Annotated in this window: 18 protein-coding genes; 9 read left to right on the top strand and 9 right to left on the bottom strand. The window is 67.3% G+C overall.

The window, feature by feature from the left end; all coding sequences use genetic code 11:
* Nucleotides 1–96: 96 nt before the first annotated feature.
* The gene (gene rpmG / locus O9344_RS07820) at nucleotides 97–264 is read left to right on the top strand and encodes a 50S ribosomal protein L33 (RefSeq protein ID WP_106748247.1); all 168 of its coding nucleotides are present in this window, start codon (nucleotides 97–99) and stop codon (nucleotides 262–264) included.
* Between the two features lie 362 nt (nucleotides 265–626).
* On the opposite strand, the gene O9344_RS07815 is transcribed toward rpmG, so the two are convergent.
* Nucleotides 627–2,000 carry a PleD family two-component system response regulator gene (locus O9344_RS07815; RefSeq protein ID WP_298474902.1) on the bottom strand — a complete coding sequence of 458 codons (1,374 nt, stop codon included), beginning with the start codon at nucleotides 1,998–2,000 and terminating at the stop codon, nucleotides 627–629.
* Between the two features lie 10 nt (nucleotides 2,001–2,010).
* Entirely contained in the window at nucleotides 2,011–2,382 is a 372-nt protein-coding gene (locus O9344_RS07810) for a response regulator (RefSeq protein WP_298474900.1), read from the bottom strand.
* A 95-nt stretch (nucleotides 2,383–2,477) separates the two neighbouring features.
* On the opposite strand from O9344_RS07810, the gene O9344_RS07805 reads away from it, so the two are divergent.
* Both O9344_RS07805 and O9344_RS07800 read left to right on the top strand, forming a co-directional pair.
* Nucleotides 2,478–2,780, top strand: coding sequence for a DUF3572 domain-containing protein (locus tag O9344_RS07805; RefSeq protein WP_298474899.1), 303 nt, complete (start codon nucleotides 2,478–2,480; stop codon nucleotides 2,778–2,780).
* 49 nt (nucleotides 2,781–2,829) lie between these two features.
* A complete protein-coding gene (locus O9344_RS07800; RefSeq protein ID WP_298474897.1) occupies nucleotides 2,830–4,092 on the top strand; it encodes a DNA polymerase IV in 1,263 nt (420 codons plus the stop codon).
* Nucleotides 4,093–4,099: 7 nt separating this feature from the next.
* On the opposite strand, the gene O9344_RS07795 is transcribed toward O9344_RS07800, so the two are convergent.
* Nucleotides 4,100–4,933 (bottom strand): cell envelope integrity EipB family protein, encoded by an 834-nt coding sequence (locus tag O9344_RS07795; RefSeq protein ID WP_298474895.1) that lies wholly within the window; start codon nucleotides 4,931–4,933, stop codon nucleotides 4,100–4,102.
* Between the two features lie 181 nt (nucleotides 4,934–5,114).
* Here O9344_RS07795 and O9344_RS07790 point away from each other — a divergent pair, with 181 nt between their 5' ends.
* The 6 genes from O9344_RS07790 (at nucleotide 5,115) to O9344_RS07765 (ending at nucleotide 9,232) form a co-directional block, all read left to right on the top strand.
* Nucleotides 5,115–5,573 (top strand): RidA family protein, encoded by a 459-nt coding sequence (locus O9344_RS07790; RefSeq protein ID WP_298474893.1) that lies wholly within the window; start codon nucleotides 5,115–5,117, stop codon nucleotides 5,571–5,573.
* Nucleotides 5,573–6,325 carry a glycerophosphodiester phosphodiesterase family protein gene (locus O9344_RS07785; protein WP_298474891.1) on the top strand — a complete coding sequence of 251 codons (753 nt, stop codon included), beginning with the start codon at nucleotides 5,573–5,575 and terminating at the stop codon, nucleotides 6,323–6,325. The genes O9344_RS07790 and O9344_RS07785 overlap by 1 nt, the downstream gene beginning before the upstream one ends.
* Before the next feature lie 49 nt (nucleotides 6,326–6,374).
* Nucleotides 6,375–7,514: a GNAT family N-acetyltransferase gene (locus tag O9344_RS07780; protein ID WP_298474957.1), complete on the top strand. Its 1,140-nt coding sequence runs from the start codon at nucleotides 6,375–6,377 to the stop codon at nucleotides 7,512–7,514.
* 546 nt (nucleotides 7,515–8,060) lie between these two features.
* Entirely contained in the window at nucleotides 8,061–8,318 is a 258-nt protein-coding gene (locus O9344_RS07775) for a hypothetical protein (RefSeq protein ID WP_298474889.1), read from the top strand.
* Between the two features lie 156 nt (nucleotides 8,319–8,474).
* Nucleotides 8,475–8,717, top strand: coding sequence for a hypothetical protein (locus tag O9344_RS07770; RefSeq protein ID WP_298474886.1), 243 nt, complete (start codon nucleotides 8,475–8,477; stop codon nucleotides 8,715–8,717).
* Nucleotides 8,718–8,788: 71 nt separating this feature from the next.
* Nucleotides 8,789–9,232, top strand: a complete 444-nt coding sequence (locus O9344_RS07765) for an HIT family protein (RefSeq protein WP_298474884.1) — start codon at nucleotides 8,789–8,791, stop codon at nucleotides 9,230–9,232.
* On the opposite strand, the gene O9344_RS07760 is transcribed toward O9344_RS07765, so the two are convergent.
* The 6 genes from O9344_RS07760 to O9344_RS07735 all read right to left on the bottom strand — a co-directional run bounded on the left by O9344_RS07760 (nucleotide 9,233) and on the right by O9344_RS07735 (nucleotide 17,471).
* On the bottom strand, nucleotides 9,233–9,583 hold the full coding sequence (locus tag O9344_RS07760; protein WP_298474882.1) for an AzlD domain-containing protein: 351 nt from the start codon (nucleotides 9,581–9,583) through the stop codon (nucleotides 9,233–9,235).
* Nucleotides 9,580–10,317 carry an AzlC family ABC transporter permease gene (locus O9344_RS07755; protein WP_298474880.1) on the bottom strand — a complete coding sequence of 246 codons (738 nt, stop codon included), beginning with the start codon at nucleotides 10,315–10,317 and terminating at the stop codon, nucleotides 9,580–9,582. The genes O9344_RS07760 and O9344_RS07755 overlap by 4 nt, the downstream gene beginning before the upstream one ends.
* A 167-nt stretch (nucleotides 10,318–10,484) precedes the next feature.
* Complete coding sequence (gene clpA / locus O9344_RS07750) at nucleotides 10,485–12,971, bottom strand: ATP-dependent Clp protease ATP-binding subunit ClpA (RefSeq protein ID WP_298474878.1); 2,487 nt, start codon at nucleotides 12,969–12,971, stop codon at nucleotides 10,485–10,487.
* A 71-nt stretch (nucleotides 12,972–13,042) separates the two neighbouring features.
* Nucleotides 13,043–13,378, bottom strand: a complete 336-nt coding sequence (gene clpS / locus O9344_RS07745) for an ATP-dependent Clp protease adapter ClpS (protein WP_298474955.1) — start codon at nucleotides 13,376–13,378, stop codon at nucleotides 13,043–13,045.
* A 275-nt stretch (nucleotides 13,379–13,653) separates the two neighbouring features.
* Complete coding sequence (mfd, locus tag O9344_RS07740; RefSeq protein ID WP_298474876.1) at nucleotides 13,654–17,172, bottom strand: transcription-repair coupling factor; 3,519 nt, start codon at nucleotides 17,170–17,172, stop codon at nucleotides 13,654–13,656.
* A complete protein-coding gene (locus tag O9344_RS07735; protein WP_298474874.1) occupies nucleotides 17,172–17,471 on the bottom strand; it encodes a succinate dehydrogenase assembly factor 2 in 300 nt (99 codons plus the stop codon). The genes mfd and O9344_RS07735 overlap by 1 nt, the downstream gene beginning before the upstream one ends.
* Between the last annotated feature and the right edge of the window lie 170 nt (nucleotides 17,472–17,641).

Genomic DNA, 17,641 nt, shown 5'->3' with positions numbered 1-17,641 from the left:
ACATGCCGCCCAACCAGCCGGCGGCGACGCGGCGGGCGATCGCCCGCTATTTTCGTGGCCCGGCCCCGACATCAGACCTATCCGTGAGGATGCGCCATGGCCAAGGCCGCCACCATCAAGATCAAGCTCATCTCGACCGCCGACACCGGCTATTTCTACACCGCGAAGAAGAACTCGCGGACCATGACCGACAAGCTCACCAAGAAGAAGTACGATCCGGTCGCGCGCAAGCACGTCGAGTTCAAGGAAGCCAAGATCAAGTGATCCGGCGTCGGCATCAGCCGACTGGAGACACGAACGGCCCCTCGCGGGGCCGTTTTTCGTTTGTGGGCAAGGTTTTTCGAACAAGGTGGCCGGTCGGGCCAACGGCGATACGGAGAGGCCATCCGCGCCGAACCCGACCGGCCGACCCCACGATTCCCAGGAGATGCGGCGGACCTGAGCGCTCGCAGGGTGAGACCAGGTCAACGCAGACCATACAGAAGAAGCGGTCACGACCTGATCTTGAGGCGGACCCTAGTCACCAATTGTAACAGCTACAATCGGCATGATGCGACGCAGCGCATCAACCTTCCCTTAACCTCAACGAATACGGTTTATCATCAAGGTGAACGCCAAGACGTCCGTCAGGCGGCGTCGAGAACCACGCGGTTGCGACCGTCGCGTTTCGCCCGGTAGAGCGCCTGATCGGCGCGCTTGATGATGGCCTCGCCGGACGTGTCGCCACCCTGCCGCTGGGCCATGCCGATGGACACGGTGACGTCGATGGCCCGGGCCCCCTTATGGATCGGGAACGGGTCGCTCGCGACGCGGTTGCGGATACGCTCGGCGACGATCGATGCGACGCCGGCATCGGTGTCGGGCATGACGACGACGAACTCCTCGCCGCCGAGGCGGCACACGAGATCGATGCCGCGAACGGACTTGCGCAGGCGCTGAGCGAACTCCCGCAGCACCTCATCGCCGGCATCATGGCCCCAGGTGTCGTTGACCGACTTGAAGAAGTCGATGTCGAGGACGAGGACCGAAAGCGGCTTGCCGCGCATCGAGGCCTGGTCGACCAGCGTGCCGAGATGGCTCTCCATGTAGCGGCGATTGTGCAGGCCAGTGAGGCCGTCGGTGATCGCCATTTCCATCGACTGCTGGACATTGTCGCGCAGGCGGGCGGTGTAGCGCTTCTTGCGCACCTGCGTGCGCACGCGGGCCGCCATCTCGTTGCGGTCGATGGGACGCAGCAGGTAATCGTTGGCGCCAATGTCGAGGCTCCGAAGCAGGCGCGCCTCATCCTCGGGTTCGGCGATGACGAGGATCGGCAGGCCGCGGGTGCGGTCGAGCGAGCGCAGCTGCGAGCACAGGCGCAGCGGGTCGAAATCCGCCAGCGCCAGCGAGACCATGATGAGGTCGTAATCGGTCTCGGCGGCGCGGAAGAGCGCCTCCTGCGGACGCGTCTCCACCTCGACCTGATGCTGGCTGCGCAGGGCCTGGACGATCCGCTCGTGCGACGAGGTGCGATCATCGACCACCAGGACGCGGCCATTGAGCCCGGTTTCCGCGACGGCCTCCGTGAGCGGATCGCGCATGCCGATCTCGCGGGAGGTGACGGCGCGCATGCGCAGCTCGTCCTGCATCATCTTCAGCCGCACGAGGGATCGGACGCGCGTCACGAGAGCAAGGTCATTGACCGGCTTGGTCAGGAAGTCGTCGGCACCGGCCTCAAGCCCCTTCACCCGGTCGGCCGGCTGGTCGAGGGCGGTGACCATGATGACGGGGATGTGGTGGGTCGCGGGATTGGCCTTGAGGCGGCGGCAGGTCTCGAACCCGTCCATCTCCGGCATCATCACGTCGAGCAGGACGATGTCGCACTGGGCACGGTCGCAGATCGACAGGGCTTCGGCACCCGACGAGGCCGTGACCACGTCGAAATACTCCGCCGAAAGCCGCGCCTCCAGCAGCTTGACGTTGGCGAGGATGTCATCGACGACGAGAACGCGGGCGGTCATGGAGGAACCCTCAGGAGGCGCCGAGGAAATGCCGGACGGTTTCGAGGAACTTGGCGACGGAGATCGGCTTCGACAGATAGGCCTCGCAGCCCCCTGCCCTGATGCACTCCTCGTCGCCCTTCATGGCGAAGGCGGTGACGGCGATGATCGGAATGTGCCGGATCGTCTCGTCTTCCTTGATCCAGCGGGTAACGTCGAGCCCCGAGATCTCCGGCAGCTGGATGTCCATAAGGATGAGGTCGGGCTTGTGCTCACGGGCGAGCGACAGCGCCTCGTTGCCGTTCCGGGTCTGGATGGTGGCGTAACCGTTCGCCTCCAGAAGGTCGTGGAAGAGCTTCATGTTGAGCTCGTTGTCTTCCACGATCATCACGGTCTTCGACATCGGCCACTCGCACTCCGAAGGTCCGCCCCCGATGGTTGCCGGAGCCTGACGGATCGTGTCCAAGCTAACGGCAAATCCTTTCAAAAGGACAAACCATGACGCTACGTCGCCCGACCTCTTCGCGTGAAAGTGCCGAAACGATAGCCGTCCAGGCGCTCGGTTTTCTGGCCGGCGACGAGGACCAGCTGCAGCGTTTTGCCTCCCTCGCGGGCATCGATCTGGGGCAAATTCGCGAGGCAGCGACGCAGCCTGGCTTCCTCGTGGCCGTCATGGACCACTTCATGGCGGATGACAGCCTGCTTCTCGCCTTCGCTGCCCATGCAGGCCTGAAGCCCGAGGCCGTCGTGCGCGCGGCCCACCAGCTCGGCGCCGGCCCGCGGGAGCGCGATCACGCCTGATGCCAAAAGCCCCCTTGCGGGCCAAGGGCGTCACCCCCACCCTGTCGCTATGGCTCTCCTCGCCTTCTGCCGCGACTGTTTCGCCGAGGTGCCCGGGGAGGCTCCGCGCTGCCGGGCCTGTGGCTCGCCGCGCCTCGCGCGCCATGCAGAGCTCGGCGCACTCTCCATCGCTCATGTGGACTGCGACGCCTTCTATGCGGCCATCGAGAAGCGCGACGATCCGACCCTCGTCGACAAGCCGCTGATCGTCGGCGGCGGCCGGCGCGGGGTCGTCTCGACCTGCTGCTACGTCGCGCGCATTCACGGCGTGCGCTCGGCCATGCCGATGTTCAAGGCGCTGGCGCTCTGCCCGGACGCCGTGGTCATCAAGCCCAATATGGAGAAATATGCGGCGGTGGGTCGGCAGGTGCGGCAGGCCATGCTGGCGCTGACACCCCTGGTCGAGCCGCTTTCCATCGACGAGGCCTTCCTCGACCTCACCGGCACTGAGCGGCTGCATGGCGCGCCCCCTGCCCTCACCCTCGCCCGCTTCGCCCGGCAGGTGGAGAAGGAGATCGGCATCACCGTCTCGGTCGGCCTGTCCTACAACAAGTTCCTGGCGAAGATCGCCTCGGACATCGACAAGCCGCGCGGTTTCGCGGTGATCGGCCGCGGCGAGGCGCTGGATTTCCTCGGAGCGAGGCCCGTGTCCCTGATCTGGGGCGTCGGCAAGGCCATGCAGCAGGCCCTGGAGCGCGACGGCCTGAGGCTGATCGCCGATCTGCGGCGGATCGAGGAAAGCGAGCTGATGCGCCGCTATGGCGCGATGGGTCTGAGACTGGCCCGGCTCTGCCGCGGCATCGACGACCGGCGCGTCTCGTCGGATGGCGAAACCAAGTCGGTGTCGGCGGAGACCACCTTCGACACCGACATCCGCGACGGCCGGGCGCTGGAGAAGATCCTGTTCCGCCTCTGCGAGAAGGTCTCTGCCCGGGCCAAGGCCCAGGGGCTCGCCGGCAACACCGTGACGCTCAAGCTGAAGAGCGCCGACTTCAAGATCCGCACCCGGTCGCGCGGCCTGCCGACCCCGACCGTTCTGGCGGCGCGCCTGTTCGAGACGGGACGCGAGATGCTGGGTAAGGAGGCCGACGGCACGGCATACCGGCTGATCGGCATCGGCCTGTCGGACCTTACCACCCTCGACAAGGCCGACCCCGCCGACCTCGTCGATACGTCCATCGCCCGCAACGTGAAGGTGGAGGGCGCGGTGGATGCGCTGCGTGCGAAATTCGGCCGCGGGGCGGTGGTGAAGGGCATCACCTTCGACGACTGAGCGGCGCTCACGGCCTCTCGCAGGGCGTCGCGGCCTGCCAGTCGAGCTGGATGAGCTCGCCGCGCAGCGAGAATTCCGGATAGTTGATGACCATGCGGCGCGACACGCCGTTCTCGTAGAGTTCGAAGGCGATGGAATAGGCCGGCGTTCCGCCGTCCTTGCCCTGCTCGAAATAACTGATCGTCACCGGCCAGCGGGGGAGCCCGGCAAGCCGCGGGTCGCGCGCGGCGGGCTCGGCCTCCTGGGGCTCGCCCTCCATGCGGCGGCCGATGATGGCGGTGGCGTCATAGACGCGATCGCCCGTCTCGGCACCGTCATAGACCTTGGCCTCCAGGATGGTGCGGCCCTCGCGGGCGGCCTCGACCATGCGCAGCAGGTGCTCGGTGGGGAAGATGACCGCGCGGTCGAGGCTCTGCGTGCCCTCGCGCGGCTTGCGCAGGCGAACCGCAACCGCATCGGCGGCGCGGTTGGCGCTGCCGTCGGTCTCCAGATAGGGCGCGCCGTTCTGGGTGGCGCGGGAGGTGAACCGGAAGCCGGAGCCGTCACCCTCCTCGAAATGGGCGGTGCGGGCGTCCATAACGACCCGATTGCCATTCATGGTGAGTTCGACCACCTGGCGGAAATTGGTGGTGAAGCCCTCGCAGCGATTGCCGGTGGTCTCGAAGAGAATGCGGCCCCGCGCCTGCTCAAGGCTACCGGAGGCGCGCCGATCGTCGAGCTTCAGCTCGTAGACCGCCCGGTGCGGCGCAAGGGTCGGCGCCTGGGCGCGCGCCGCAGGGGCGAAGACAGCGAGGACAACGGCGGACAGGAGGACTGAGCGCGAGGGCACGGCAGATGGCATCGGGGGCTCCGGGCGCGGGGCATCCGCGCGTCACAGGGTCGGGCCGGTGCGTCGCAGGCTACAGGGGCGGACCGGCGGCGACAACGCGGCATGGATGTGTCGCTGCGTTCCGTCTTGTCGCGGCCGTCCCCTTGAGGCAGGGTCCCGGCGCTTCTCCGTTGCCAGTGGTCGAGGTCCTGCCATGTCCGCCATCACCGCCCGTCTCGCCGAACTCGGCATCGTGCTCCCCGAGCCCGTCGCGCCCGTCGCCAATTACGTGCCTTACGTGCGCAGCGGCTCGCTGCTGACCGTCTCCGGCCAGATCTCGCTCGGCCCGAACGGGCTGATGGCGGGCAAGCTGGGTGGCGGCGTCTCGATCGAGGAAGGGCAGAAGGCGGCACGCCAGTGCGGCCTCAACGTCATCGCCCAGATCAAGGCCGCGATTGGCAATCTCGACGGTGTCATCCGCATCGTCCGCCTCGGCGGTTTCATCAACTGCACGCCCGACTTCCTCGACGGCCCCAAGGTGATGAACGGCGCGTCCGACCTGATGGTGGAAGTCTTCGGCGACAAGGGCCGCCACGCCCGCTCGACGATCGGTGTCGCCGCGCTGCCGGCCAATGCCGCCGTCGAGGTCGAGGCGCTGGTCGAGATCGCGTGATGGCCGGGCGCGCTGATCTGTCCTGGCTGACGGCGCGGCCCATCGCCCATCGCGGGCTGCATGGCCTTGCCGCCGGCACCCTTGAGAACTGCCCGCGCGCCTTCGCTGCCGCCATTGCCGGCGGCTATGCCATCGAATGCGACGTCCAGCCGACGGCCGATGGCGACGCCATCGTCTTCCATGATTCGACCCTCGACCGTCTCACCACGGCGAGCGGCCGGGTCGGTTCGCGGACTGTCGCCGACCTGCGCGCCACCACGTTCAAGGCGACGGACGACCGGATGGGGACGCTCGCCGACCTGTTCGCGCAGGTCGCCGGCCGCGTGCCGCTGGTGGTGGAAATCAAATCGGAATTCGACGGGCGGCTCGATCTCACCCGCCGCGTTGCGGCGCTGGCGGCCAGCTACACAGGCCCGCTCGCCCTGATGTCCTTCGATCCCGGCCCCATCGCCTGGCTGAAGGAGAACGCCTCTGCCCTGGTGCGCGGCATCGTCGCCGAGAGCCATTATGCCGGAGCCCATTGGGCGAAGCTGCCGGAGGCGGTGCGCCGCGACCTCGCCACCCTCGCCCATGCCTCCCGCACGGAGCCGGATTTCCTCTCCTGGCGCGTCGCGGACCTGCCCAATGCCGCGACGACGGCGTTCCGCGCTGCCGGCAAGCCGGTGATCTGCTGGACGGTACGCACGGATGACGAGCGTGTGATCGCGGCGAAGCATGCGGATCAGGTGACCTTCGAGGGCTATCTCGCCTAATCTGCCGGCCATGTCTGACAGCTTCACCATCCGTGTCGCCCGCAGCCTCATGGACATCGCGGCGGGAGACTGGAATGCCTGCGCCGCCGATTCCACGGGTGCCGTCGACCCTTTCCTCGACCACGCCTTCTTCCTGTCACTGGAGGAATCGAAATCCGCGGTGCGGGAGACCGGCTGGCTCGGCCATCACCTCGTTCTCGAGCGTGGCGGTGCGGTCGCCGGCATCCTGCCCTGCTACCTGAAGAGCCATTCCCGCGGCGAATACGTGTTCGACGCCGGCTGGGCCGATGCCTATGAGCGCGCCGGCGGGCGCTACTATCCGAAGCTGCAGGCGAGCGTGCCCTTCACGCCAGCCACCGGGCGCCGCCTGCTGGTCCGCCCCGGGGAAGGTGCGGATCTGGCGCGGTCGGCCCTCGTTCAGGGTGCGGCGCAGGTCGCGGCCGAAGCCGGCGTCTCCTCGCTTCACGTTACCTTCTGCCCGGAGGACGAATGGGCCCTGATGGGCGAGGCAGGCTATCTGCAGCGCACCGATACCCAGTTCCACTTCGAGAATGAGGGCTATGGCACCTTCGAGGATTTCCTCACCGCCCTCTCCTCCCGCAAGCGCAAGGTGATCCGCCGTGAGCGGCGCGATGCGCTGGAGGGGAACGGCATCACCATCCGCCGCCTCACCGGGCGCGAGCTGACGGAGGCGGTCTGGGACGACTTCTTCGCGTTCTACATGGATACCGGCTCGCGCAAATGGGGCCGGCCCTATCTGACGCGGGCCTTCTACTCGCTGATTGGTGAGCGGATGGCGGACCGAATCCTGTTGGTCATGGCCGAACGCGAGGGCCGCTACGTTGCCGGCGCCATCAATTTCATCGGCCGGGAGGTGCTCTATGGGCGCCATTGGGGCGCGGTCGAGCAGCACCCCTTCCTGCATTTCGAGGTCTGCTACTATCAGGCCATCGACTTTGCCATCGAGAAGGGCCTGAAGCGCGTCGAGGCAGGGGCTCAGGGCGAGCACAAGCTGGCACGAGGCTACAAGCCGGTGACGACCTATTCGACCCATCTGATTGTCGATCGCGGCTTCCGCCGGGCGGTCGAGGACTATCTGGAGCGCGAGCGGCGCTATATCGCCGAGGCGATCGATGAACTCGGCGCTTTGACGCCGTTCCGCCGCGCCGAGATGGAAGAGCAGGACTGACGGCTCCGGCCTTACAGGCCGTCGAAGAGCCCCCCACCACGTCGGCGACACCCGAGACGATCGATCCGGCGGTTTCGGCGGCACCGGAAACGATGGCGCCACCCGTCTCGAAGGCACCGGTGGCGAGGGTGCCGGCCGTCTCGGTCACCGTGCTGGCTGCTGCAGCCGTGGTGCGGCCGACGGTGGAAGCGGCGGTTCCAACGAGGTCGAGGACACTGCCGGCAACGTCCGCGACGTCGACCCATGAGCCGTTCTCGGCGGCCTTGCGCTTCTCCTCGGCCTCCGCCTCTTCGGCGGCCTTGGCGGCGATGCTGGGGTCGATGGCCATGGGCTCTCCTTCGGCGGGTGCGGCTTTCCCTGCGCTGGCGGGCATGATTGGAGCCGATCATGTCAGCCCGATGCCGCGGTGAACGACCCCCCGTTACGCACGCCTGCGGCGATGAACGGCTCCTAAACGCGGCGATATGAGCGGTTCAGATGGCGAGGAGCACAGTCACCCTCGAACCGGTTCACACGGTTTCGCTTCGAACCCCAAGGAGATTGACCATGATGCATCGCCGCTCGTTCTTCACCGCCCTCGGTGCTGGTGTCGCCGCGACCGCCCTCGCCGCCGCTGCCGCCCAGGCCGCTCCCGCCGCCGAGGTTCTGAGCGCCATCGAGCCCGCCGCCACCACCACCGTGACGCCGGAGGCCGGCGAGCCGGTCGAGATGCGCCGCCGTGGCCGCCGCCATGCTCGCCGCCATGCCCGCCGCGCCCATCGCCGCGCCCGCCGGGTGGCCCGCCGCACCGCGCGCCGCGCCTGACGCCACCCTCCGACGCCCGGCGACATGGCCTCCGCCGCCGGGCGTCGACAGGCAGAAACACATGACAGTGACTGTCGGTAACGAAGCGGATTGACGCCGCGTCACCCGCGCATCACCGTGCCCCCCGATGCGCAGCCTGCCTGAGGAGAAATGCCCATGATCCATCGTCGCACTTTCGCCGTGGCCGCCCTCGGCGGTCTGGCCGTCGCTGCCGCCGCCGGTTCGGCCCAGGCCGCGCCTGCCACCGCTCCCGTCGCTCCGGTGGCTCCGGCCGCCGCGACCCCGACGGAGATGCAGTACTACATCGTGCGTCGGCGTCGCCGCCGCGTGTTCGTCGTGCGCCGCCGGCGCGTCTTTGTGGTTCGCCGTCGCTTCGTGCGCCGCCGCTACTACTGGTGATCGGCTGCGGCGCTTGACGCCGCGCCATCGGATTGCGACACCCTCGCGGTTCTCATCGCGAGGGTGTTTCCATGTCCGCCGCCTATGATCCGAACAACGTCTTCGCCAAGATCCTGCGCGGCGAGATGCCGGCCCACAAGGTCTACGAGACCGACAAGGTGCTGGCCTTCATGGACATCATGCCCCGTGCCGATGGCCACGTGCTGGTGATCCCCAAAGCGGCTGCGCGCAACATCCTCGACATCAACCCTGACGACCTCGCCGAGCTCGCCAAGGCGGTGCAGTTCGTCGCCAAGGGCGTGAAGAAGGCCATGGCGGCCGATGGACTGACGATCCAGCAGTTCAACGAGAGCGCCGGCGGCCAGGTGGTGTTCCACATCCACGTCCACGTCCTGCCGCGCTGGGATGGCGTCGCCCTCCGCCCGCATACCGGCGCGATGGAGAACGGCGAGGTTCTGGCGAAACACGCGGCGACCATCCGCAGCGCGCTTGAGGCCATGCAGGCCGGCAGCTGATCAGCGGATCCCGAGCCAGAGCGAGGCCCCGACGATCACCGCCTCGGCCGAGAGGACGCCAAGCAGCACGGATTTCCGCCCCGCTGCATAGGCCGTGAGGCCGATGACGAAGGCCGCAACACGCCAACCAGTCGGCAGGTCGGCAAGCGCTCCACCGGGGAAGAAGGCGAGCTTCGCCACGACCGCTGCGAGGGTCGCCGTGGCTACCGCTCGCACCCAGACCAGGATCTCGGAGGTCTCGTCGAGGCCACGCCCGACGACCAGCGCCATCCAGCGCCAGATCTCGCTGGGAAGCACGCCGACCAGAAGCAGCGCGATATAGGGTGTCGGATCGGAGCCAAAGAGGGTCATGGCGCCTCCCGCAGGCGCTTCAACCGCGCGAGGCCATAGGCGAGCGTGCCGCCACCAAGGCCGGCATAGAGCAGCTCCAGCCCGTCACCGATCGTGCTTGCCGCCAGGAGCCCGAAGAAGCCGAAGCCGATGGCAAGGCGATCGGAGAGCGCGCGCGCTGTGGTGAAGAGCGACAGCAGGAAGAAGATCGGCGTGAGGAAGAGCAGCGCCGCGCTGAAGGCCGGCGGGATGATGCCGGCGAGGAAATAGCCGACCGCCGTCGCGGTGGTGGCGGAGGCAAGGAGCCCCGTCCCGAGCCCGAGGAAGAACGGCACCCGGCCCTCGGCATCGATCTGCGGCAGCAGCCTCAGGCCCTCGACCCAGATGGAAATGGCGACGAAATGGGCGCAGATCACCGCCACGACCGGGTTGCGGTTCTGCAACCGGAGATAGGGCAGCAGCGACACGACCATGGGCAGCAGGCGCACCGAGGACAGGCCGACGGTGATTCCAACCGCGACCCAGGATGCGCCGGAGGCAAGTCCGCCGACGAGGATGAGGTGGGCCGGCCCCGCCCAGATCAGCACCGTAGCGAGCAGCGCCCAGGCGAGAGGCATGCCGTAGCCGGCACAGACGGAGCCGATGCCGATGAAGGTCGCGGCAAGAATCACGGCGGGAAGCGCGACCGCAGCCCGCAATCCCTGGCGGAAATAGGCGGACTGGCTGAGGGGAAGGGAGGGCTCGGCGGCTGACATCACCGCCGATCACGCCGCGGAAGCGTCGGGCTTGGCAAGGAACGATGCTGCATGAAGGCCATTCATCGCCCGAAAGGGGGAGCCGGAAGCGACCAATCCTGAAACGACGAAGCCCGGCGCGTCGGTGACGGCCGGGCTCGCATCCGCGGGATCGTGATGGCGAACGGTCAGTCCGCCTTGAGCGGCACCTTCGGCACCGAGCCGGACGGGCGCTTCGGCTCGGTCGGAGCGGGAACGCCGCCCGCGCCGCCACCCGAGCCGCCCTTCGGCTTGCGCTTCGCCTTGGCCGGGGTGCTCTTGGCCGCGCGCTTGGCTATCTTGCGCACGTCCGGGGCGACCGGCTCCGGCTTCGGCGTCACGGGGCCGGCCGGATAGTCGAAACCGAGGATGGGGAATCCCTCCTCGTCCTTCGAGACTATGACCCGGACATGGCCGCCATTCTTCAGCCGGCCAAAGAGCAGGTCCTCGGCGAGCGGCTTCTTCACATATTCCTGGATGACGCGGGCCATCGGACGCGCGCCCATCTGCTCGTCATAACCGCGCTCGATGAGCCAGTCCTTGGCGTCGGGCGACAGCTCGATGGTGACCTGACGGTCGGCGAGCTGAGCCTCGAGCTGGAGGATGAACTTCTCGACGACATTGCCGATGACCTCGGTCGACAGGTGACCGAAGGCGATCGTGGCGTCGAGACGGTTGCGGAATTCCGGCGCGAAGAGACGGTTGATGGCCTCGGTGTCCTCGCCGGTGCGCTTGTTGCGGGTGAAGCCAATGGCAGGCTTGGCAAGATCCGCGGCGCCCGCATTGGTCGTCATGATCAGGATGACGTTTCGGAAATCGACCTGCTTGCCGTTGTGGTCGGTCAGCTTCCCGTGATCCATGATCTGCAGAAGGATGTTGAAGAGGTCCGGATGGGCCTTCTCGATCTCGTCCAGCAGCAGCACGCAATAGGGGTTCTGGTCGATGCCGTCGGTGAGCAGGCCGCCCTGGTCGAAGCCGACATAGCCAGGAGGCGCGCCGATCAGGCGGGATACCGTGTGGCGCTCCATGTATTCCGACATGTCGAAGCGGAGCAGCTGGACGCCCAGCACCTGGGCAAGCTGCTTGGCGACCTCGGTCTTGCCAACGCCGGTGGGCCCTGAGAACAGGTAGTTGCCGATCGGCTTTTCCGGTTCGCGCAGGCCGGCGCGGGCGAGCTTGATCGAGGCTGAGAGCGCCTCGATGGCCTTGTCCTGGCCGTAGACGACGCGCTTCAGCGTGTTCTCGATGTTGCGCAGCACCTCGGCATCGTCCTTGGAGACGGTCTTCGGCGGGATCCGCGCCATGGTGGCGATCGTCGCCTCGATCTCCTTGATGCCGATCGTCTTCTTGCGCTTGCCCTCAGGGACCAGCATCTGCGCCGCGCCAGTCTCATCGATCACGTCGATCGCCTTGTCGGGCAGCTTGCGGTCATGGATGTAGCGGGCCGAGAGTTCCACCGCGGCGCGGATCGCGTCGTTGGTGTAGCGCAGCTTGTGATAGGTCTCGAAGGTCTGCTTCAGCCCCTTGAGGATCTCGATGGAGTCCGCGACCGTCGGCTCGGTGACGTCGATCTTCTGGAAGCGGCGGACGAGGGCGCGGTCCTTCTCGAAGTACTGGCGGTACTCCTTGTAGGTGGTCGAGCCGATGCAGCGCAGCGTGCCCTGGGCGAGCGCCGGCTTCAGAAGGTTCGAGGCGTCCATGGCGCCGCCCGACGTCGCACCCGCACCGATAACGGTGTGGATCTCGTCGATGAACATGATGGCGTTGGGGTGGGCCTCCACCTCCTTGATCACCTGCTTCAGCCGCTCCTCGAAGTCGCCGCGATAGCGGGTGCCGGCGAGCAGCGTGCCCATGTCGAGCGAGAAGACGGTGGCGTCCTTCAGCACCTCGGGCACGTCGTTCTCGACGATGCGCTTGGCGAGGCCCTCGGCGATGGCGGTCTTGCCGACACCGGGATCGCCGACCAGCAGCGGGTTGTTCTTCTGGCGGCGGCAGAGCACCTGGATGGTGCGGCTGATCTCGCTGTCACGGCCGATCAGCGGATCGATTCGGCCCTCGCGCGCCTTCTTGTTGAGATTGACGCAATAGGTGTCGAGCGCGTCGCCCTTCTTCTTGTCGTCCTGGCCCTTGTCGCCGCTGCCCTTGGCCTCTTCCGGCTCGTCGGCGCCCTTCGGCGCCCGCGTCTCGGAGAGCCCGGCGCGCTTGGCGATGCCGTGGCTGATGTAGTTGACCGCGTCGTAGCGGGTCATGTCCTGCTCCTGCAGGAAATAGGCGGCGTGGCTCTCGCGCTCGGCGAAGATCGCGACGAGCACGTTGGCGCCGGTGACCTCCTCGCGGCCGGAGGACTGCACGTGGATCACGGCGCGCTGGATGACCCGCTGGAAGCCGGCGGTGGGCTTGGAATCCTCCGAGCCGTCGGTGATGAGATTCTCAAGTTCGGTGTCGATGTAACCGACGAGGCTCTTCTTCAGCTTCTCCAGGTCGACGCTGCAGGCCTTCATCACCGCCGCGGCGTCCTGGTCGTCGACGAGGGCAAGCAGCAGATGCTCGAGCGTCGCATATTCGTGGCGCCGCTCGTTGGCGAGCGCGAGGGCCCGGTGGAGAGACTGTTCAAGGCTGCGGGAGAATGAGGGCAAGGGAACCTCGGATTATCGGTCGCGGCGCCTGACGGCGCCTGGGAGGGCCGGCTGGGCGGCCCCGGGGCAAATCACTTCTTCTCCATCACGCATTGGAGAGGGTGCTGGTTCTTGCGGGCGAAGTCCATGACCTGGGTCACTTTCGTTTCGGCGACCTCATAGGTGTAGACCCCGCATTCGCCGACGCCGTGCTGGTGGACGTGCAGCATGATGCGGGTGGCGTCATCGGCGCTCTTGTTGAAGAATTTCTGGAGGATGTGCACCACGAACTCCATCGGCGTGTAGTCGTCGTTCAGCAACAACACGCGATAAAGGCTCGGGCGCTTGGTCTGGGGGCGCGTCTTGGCGATGACCGAGGTGCCGGGACCGCCGGGATCCTGGTCGCGCTCGTCGCGTTTGCCCGCCATGGCCAGCGGCTTTGCTGCCCCGACCGGATGGAATGCTTGAGGCATGGCGTCCTTGGTCATCGTCCTCTCGTGCCGGTGGAGCGGCACCCCCGATCAGTCCAATCCTGCTGTGTCCACTCCAAGGCGAAACCCTGGCACCGAGAATGCGAGATACATGCCGGGACGGGCAAGGGAACTCTGACCGTAAAAATAGGGAAGCCTGAACGGGATCGCCAGATCACCGCCCAGGCTTTCACCGTTCATTTGTCACCACGGGGCATGGCCGGCAGGCGACCTCACGCCGCCTTCTTCGTTTCAGCGATCTTCACGAGGTTGCGCAGGATCACCGCGGTGCCCTTGAGACGGTCGTCGGCCTTCGGCCAGTCGCGGATGAACACGATCTTCTGGTCTGGCCTGACCTTCGCCAGCGAGCCCTGCTCGCCGATGTAGCGGACGAGGCCGGCGGGATTGGCGAACTTGCCTTGGCGGAACGTCATGACGATACCGCGCGGGCCGGAATCGACCTTTTCGACATTGGCCCGGCGACAATAGGCCTTGATGACTGCGACCTTGACGAGGTGCTGGACCTCCTCGGGCAGCGGGCCGAAGCGGTCGATCATCTCGGCGGCGAAGGCGTCGATGGCCTCGTCGGTGTCGAGGTCGCCGAGGCGGCGATAGAGCGACAGGCGCAGGCCGAGGTCCTCGACATAGGTTTCGGGAATGAGGATCGGCGTGCCGACGGTGATCTGCGGCGACCAGCGGTCCTCCACCGTCTCCTCGACGAAGCCGGCCTTCATCATCGACACGGCCTCCTCCAGCATCTGCTGGTAGAGCTCGTAGCCGACCTCCTTGATGTGGCCCGACTGTTCGTCGCCGAGCAGGTTGCCGGCGCCGCGGATATCGAGGTCGTGCGAGGCCAGCTGGAAGCCAGCGCCGAGGCTGTCGAGCGACTGCAGCACCTTGAGCCTCTTCTCGGCCTGCGCGGTCACAGGCTTGTTCTCGGGCAATGTGAACAGCGCATAGGCACGGGTCTTCGCCCGGCCGACGCGGCCCCGCAGCTGGTAGAGCTGGGCGAGGCCAAACATGTCGGCGCGCCAGACGATCAGCGTGTTGGCGCGGGGGATGTCGAGGCCGGATTCGACGATCGTCGTCGAGAGGAGGATGTCGACCTTGCCGTCGTAGAAGGCGCCGATCCGGTCCTCGAGCTCGCCGGCTGCCATCTGGCCGTGGGCGATGATGAACTTGGCCTCCGGGACATGCTCGCGCAGGAAGGCCTCGGCTTCGGCCAGATCCTCGATGCGCGGGCAGACGAAGAAGGCCTGGCCGCCGCGGTAGCGCTCGCGCAGCAGGGCCTCGCGGATGATCAGCGGATCGAAGGGCGTGACGAAGGAGCGGACCGCAAGGCGATCCACCGGCGGCGTCGCGATAATGGAGAGATCGCGCACGCCGGTCATGGCGAGCTGCAGGGTGCGCGGGATGGGTGTCGCGGTCAGGGTCAGCACGTGGACCTCGGCGCGCAGCTCCTTGAGGCGCTCCTTGTGGCCGACGCCGAAATGCTGCTCCTCATCAACGATGACGAGGCCCAGATCCTTGAACGCAATGGCCTTGCCGAGGAGGGCGTGGGTGCCGACGACGATGTCGACAGTGCCGTCGGCGAGGCCCTTCTTGGCGGCGGCGAGATCGACCGAGCCCACCATGCGCGAGGCCTGGGCCACCGTCACGGGCAGGCCCTTGAAGCGCTCGGAGAAGGTCTTGAAATGCTGGCGGGCGAGCAGCGTCGTGGGCACGACCACGGCGACCTGCTTGCCGCCCATGACGGCGGCGAAGGCGGCACGCAGGGCCACTTCCGTCTTGCCGAAGCCGACATCGCCGCAGATGAGGCGATCCATGGGGCGACCGGCGCCGAGATCGTCGAGCACGGCGTCGATAGCATTGGCCTGGTCGTCGGTCTCGTCATAGGGGAAGCGCGCGGCGAACTCGTCGTAGGCGCCATCAGGCGGCACCAGGCGCGGGGCCTCGCGCAGCTGGCGAGCCGCGGCGATCTTGATGAGACCGGCGGCCATTTCCAGGATGCGCTTTTTCAGGCGGGCCTTGCGCTGCTGCCAGGCGCCGCCACCGAGCTTGTCGAGCTGGGCCTCGGCATCCTCCGAGCCGTAGCGCGACAGGAGTTCGATGTTCTCCACGGGCAGGAACAGCTTGTCGCCGCCGGCATAGTGGATCTCGACGCAGTCGTGCGGTGCGCCAACCGCGGTGACGGTCTTCAGCCCGATGAAGCGGCCGATGCCGTGGTCGACATGGACGACGAGGTCACCGGCGGCGAGCGTCGTGACGTCGGAGAGGAAGTCCTGGGCACGCTTGCGGCGCTTCTGGGCGCGCACGAGCCGGTCGCCGAGAATGTCCTGCTCACCAATGACGACGAGATCGGGTGTCTCGAAACCCTCCTCGATGCCGAGCACAGCGAGGGCGATCTCGTCGCCGCGCAGCGCTTCGGCGGAGGCCCAACTCGCCACCGGCCGCAGAGGCTTAAGGCCGTGATCCTCGAGGATCGGCTGCAGGCGCTCGCGCGAGCCCTCCGACCAGGCGGCAATGAGGACGCGCTTCTTCTCCTGGCGCAAAGCTGCGACATGGGCGGTGACAGCGTCGAAGACGTTGGCGTTCTCGTCGGCGCGTTCGGCGGCGAAGGAGCGACCGCGCCGGCCCTCGAGGTCGAGCATGGCGCCGTCCGAGGCGCCCGCGAGCGCGAAAGGCGAGAGCTTCACCACGGCCTCGCCGCCACGGCGGCGGTCCCAGTCGGCCGGCGTCAGATAGAGCGCGTCGGGCGGCAGCGGCTTGTAGCTTGCCCCCGAGCCATCCTGCTCCATCTGGGATTTGCGGGCGTCGTAATAGTCGGCGATCGTCGTCAGCCGCTCCTTCGCCGCCTCCTCGACCTGCGCGTCCAGCACGATGCCGGCATCCGGCACATAGTCGAAGAGCGTGTCGAGCTTGTCGTGGAAGAGCGGCATCCAATGCTCGACGCCGGGGTGGCGGCGGCCCTCGGACACGGCTTCATAGAGCGCATCGCCCTTGGTCGAGCCGCCGAAGGCGCGGACATAGGCGAGGCGGAACTTCACCATGGTCTCGGAGGTGATCTGCACTTCCGAGGTCGGCACGAGGTCGAGGCGCTTCAGGTTGCCAGTGGTGCGCTGAGTCTCGGGATCGAAGGACCGGATGGATTCGAGCTGGTCGCCGAAGAAGTCGAGGCGGATCGGTGCATCGAGCCCCGGCGCGAAGAGATCGAGAATGCCGCCGCGCACGGCATATTCGCCGACCTCGCGGACGGTCGAGGTGCGCAGGTAGCCGTTGGTTTCGAGCCAGGTCTGCAAATCGCCCATGGCGATGACATTGCCGGGCGCCGCCGAGAGCGACTGGCGGGCAAGGAGGTCCCGGGACGGCACCCGCTGCAGCGCCGCGTTGATCGTCGTCAGCACGATGGCCGGCGTCGCACGACCGGTGGTGCGGGCAAGCCGCGACAGGGTCAGCATCCGCCGGGCCATGAGCGCGCCGTTGGGCGAGGCGCGGTCATAGGGCTGGCAGTCCCAGGCCGGCACAGGCAGGATTTCGATCCCCGGCGCGAAGAAGGCGAGCGCCGTCTCCATGGCCTGCATGCGCGGTCCGTCGCGGCAGATCACCACCAGTTCCGGCGAGGCCTGGTTGCCCTTGGCGTGGAGCTGGCGGGCCAGGTCCGCGACGACGAGCGCGTCGAAGCCCTGCGGCACGCCGGCAAGGGTCAGGCGGCCCCGCGAGGCCACGACGTCGGCAGGGGAACGCTTGGCCATCAGCCGACCCAGGCCCCCTTGCCCTCGGCGTGGAAGGTCTTGAGCGAGCGGAAGACCGTGGTGTCGTAGTTGCTGGGCGTGTCGGCCTTGCTGGTGACCCAGGCAAAGAGATCGCGATCCGGCACCTCGATGAGCCGTTCGAAATCATCGAGCTCGGCATCGGTCAACTCGCCGATCCGCGCATCGGCAAAGCGGCCCATGATCAGGTCCATCTCGCGCGTGCCGCGATGCCAGGACCGGAACAGGATCTTGCGACGACGGGGGTCGAGATCGGCGGAGGAGCGTGTCGTTCCGGTCATCGGGGCCTCTTTGGACTGTGACGCCTATACGTCCAGGACCCATCGCGGATCGCTGCGAACGGCCGGCGCACAACGGCAAAAGCCGGAAGGCCCCTTTCGGGTCCCTGCCGGTGCCGCGCACCCCTAGCAAAGGCGCGGCGGGCAGCACAAGCGAGGCAGGGGTCCGGCGC

The organism is Phreatobacter sp. (assembly GCF_027532945.1).
In the GTDB taxonomy this organism is placed as follows: Bacteria; Pseudomonadota; Alphaproteobacteria; order Rhizobiales; family Phreatobacteraceae; genus Phreatobacter.
This window is presented reverse-complemented; position numbering and strand designations above follow the sequence as displayed.

What these genes read in the sequence shown, in the direction of transcription:
- clpS (WP_298474955.1), bottom strand. Translation starts at nt 13,378, where the DNA reads ATGGCGGGCAAACGCGACGAGCGCGACCAGGATCCCGGCGGTCCCGGC.
- mfd (WP_298474876.1), bottom strand. Translation starts at nt 17,172, where the DNA reads ATGGCCAAGCGTTCCCCTGCCGACGTCGTGGCCTCGCGGGGCCGCCTG.
- O9344_RS07755 (WP_298474880.1), bottom strand. Translation starts at nt 10,317, where the DNA reads ATGTCAGCCGCCGAGCCCTCCCTTCCCCTCAGCCAGTCCGCCTATTTC.
- O9344_RS07765 (WP_298474884.1), top strand. Translation starts at nt 8,789, where the DNA reads ATGTCCGCCGCCTATGATCCGAACAACGTCTTCGCCAAGATCCTGCGC.
- O9344_RS07795 (WP_298474895.1), bottom strand. Translation starts at nt 4,933, where the DNA reads ATGCCATCTGCCGTGCCCTCGCGCTCAGTCCTCCTGTCCGCCGTTGTC.
- rpmG (WP_106748247.1), top strand. Translation starts at nt 97, where the DNA reads ATGGCCAAGGCCGCCACCATCAAGATCAAGCTCATCTCGACCGCCGAC.
- O9344_RS07815 (WP_298474902.1), bottom strand. Translation starts at nt 2,000, where the DNA reads ATGACCGCCCGCGTTCTCGTCGTCGATGACATCCTCGCCAACGTCAAG.
- O9344_RS07760 (WP_298474882.1), bottom strand. Translation starts at nt 9,583, where the DNA reads ATGACCCTCTTTGGCTCCGATCCGACACCCTATATCGCGCTGCTTCTG.
- O9344_RS07800 (WP_298474897.1), top strand. Translation starts at nt 2,830, where the DNA reads ATGGCTCTCCTCGCCTTCTGCCGCGACTGTTTCGCCGAGGTGCCCGGG.
- O9344_RS07775 (WP_298474889.1), top strand. Translation starts at nt 8,061, where the DNA reads ATGATGCATCGCCGCTCGTTCTTCACCGCCCTCGGTGCTGGTGTCGCC.
- O9344_RS07805 (WP_298474899.1), top strand. Translation starts at nt 2,478, where the DNA reads ATGACGCTACGTCGCCCGACCTCTTCGCGTGAAAGTGCCGAAACGATA.
- O9344_RS07770 (WP_298474886.1), top strand. Translation starts at nt 8,475, where the DNA reads ATGATCCATCGTCGCACTTTCGCCGTGGCCGCCCTCGGCGGTCTGGCC.
- O9344_RS07780 (WP_298474957.1), top strand. Translation starts at nt 6,375, where the DNA reads ATGGACATCGCGGCGGGAGACTGGAATGCCTGCGCCGCCGATTCCACG.
- O9344_RS07810 (WP_298474900.1), bottom strand. Translation starts at nt 2,382, where the DNA reads ATGTCGAAGACCGTGATGATCGTGGAAGACAACGAGCTCAACATGAAG.
- O9344_RS07790 (WP_298474893.1), top strand. Translation starts at nt 5,115, where the DNA reads ATGTCCGCCATCACCGCCCGTCTCGCCGAACTCGGCATCGTGCTCCCC.
- O9344_RS07735 (WP_298474874.1), bottom strand. Translation starts at nt 17,471, where the DNA reads ATGACCGGAACGACACGCTCCTCCGCCGATCTCGACCCCCGTCGTCGC.
- O9344_RS07785 (WP_298474891.1), top strand. Translation starts at nt 5,573, where the DNA reads ATGGCCGGGCGCGCTGATCTGTCCTGGCTGACGGCGCGGCCCATCGCC.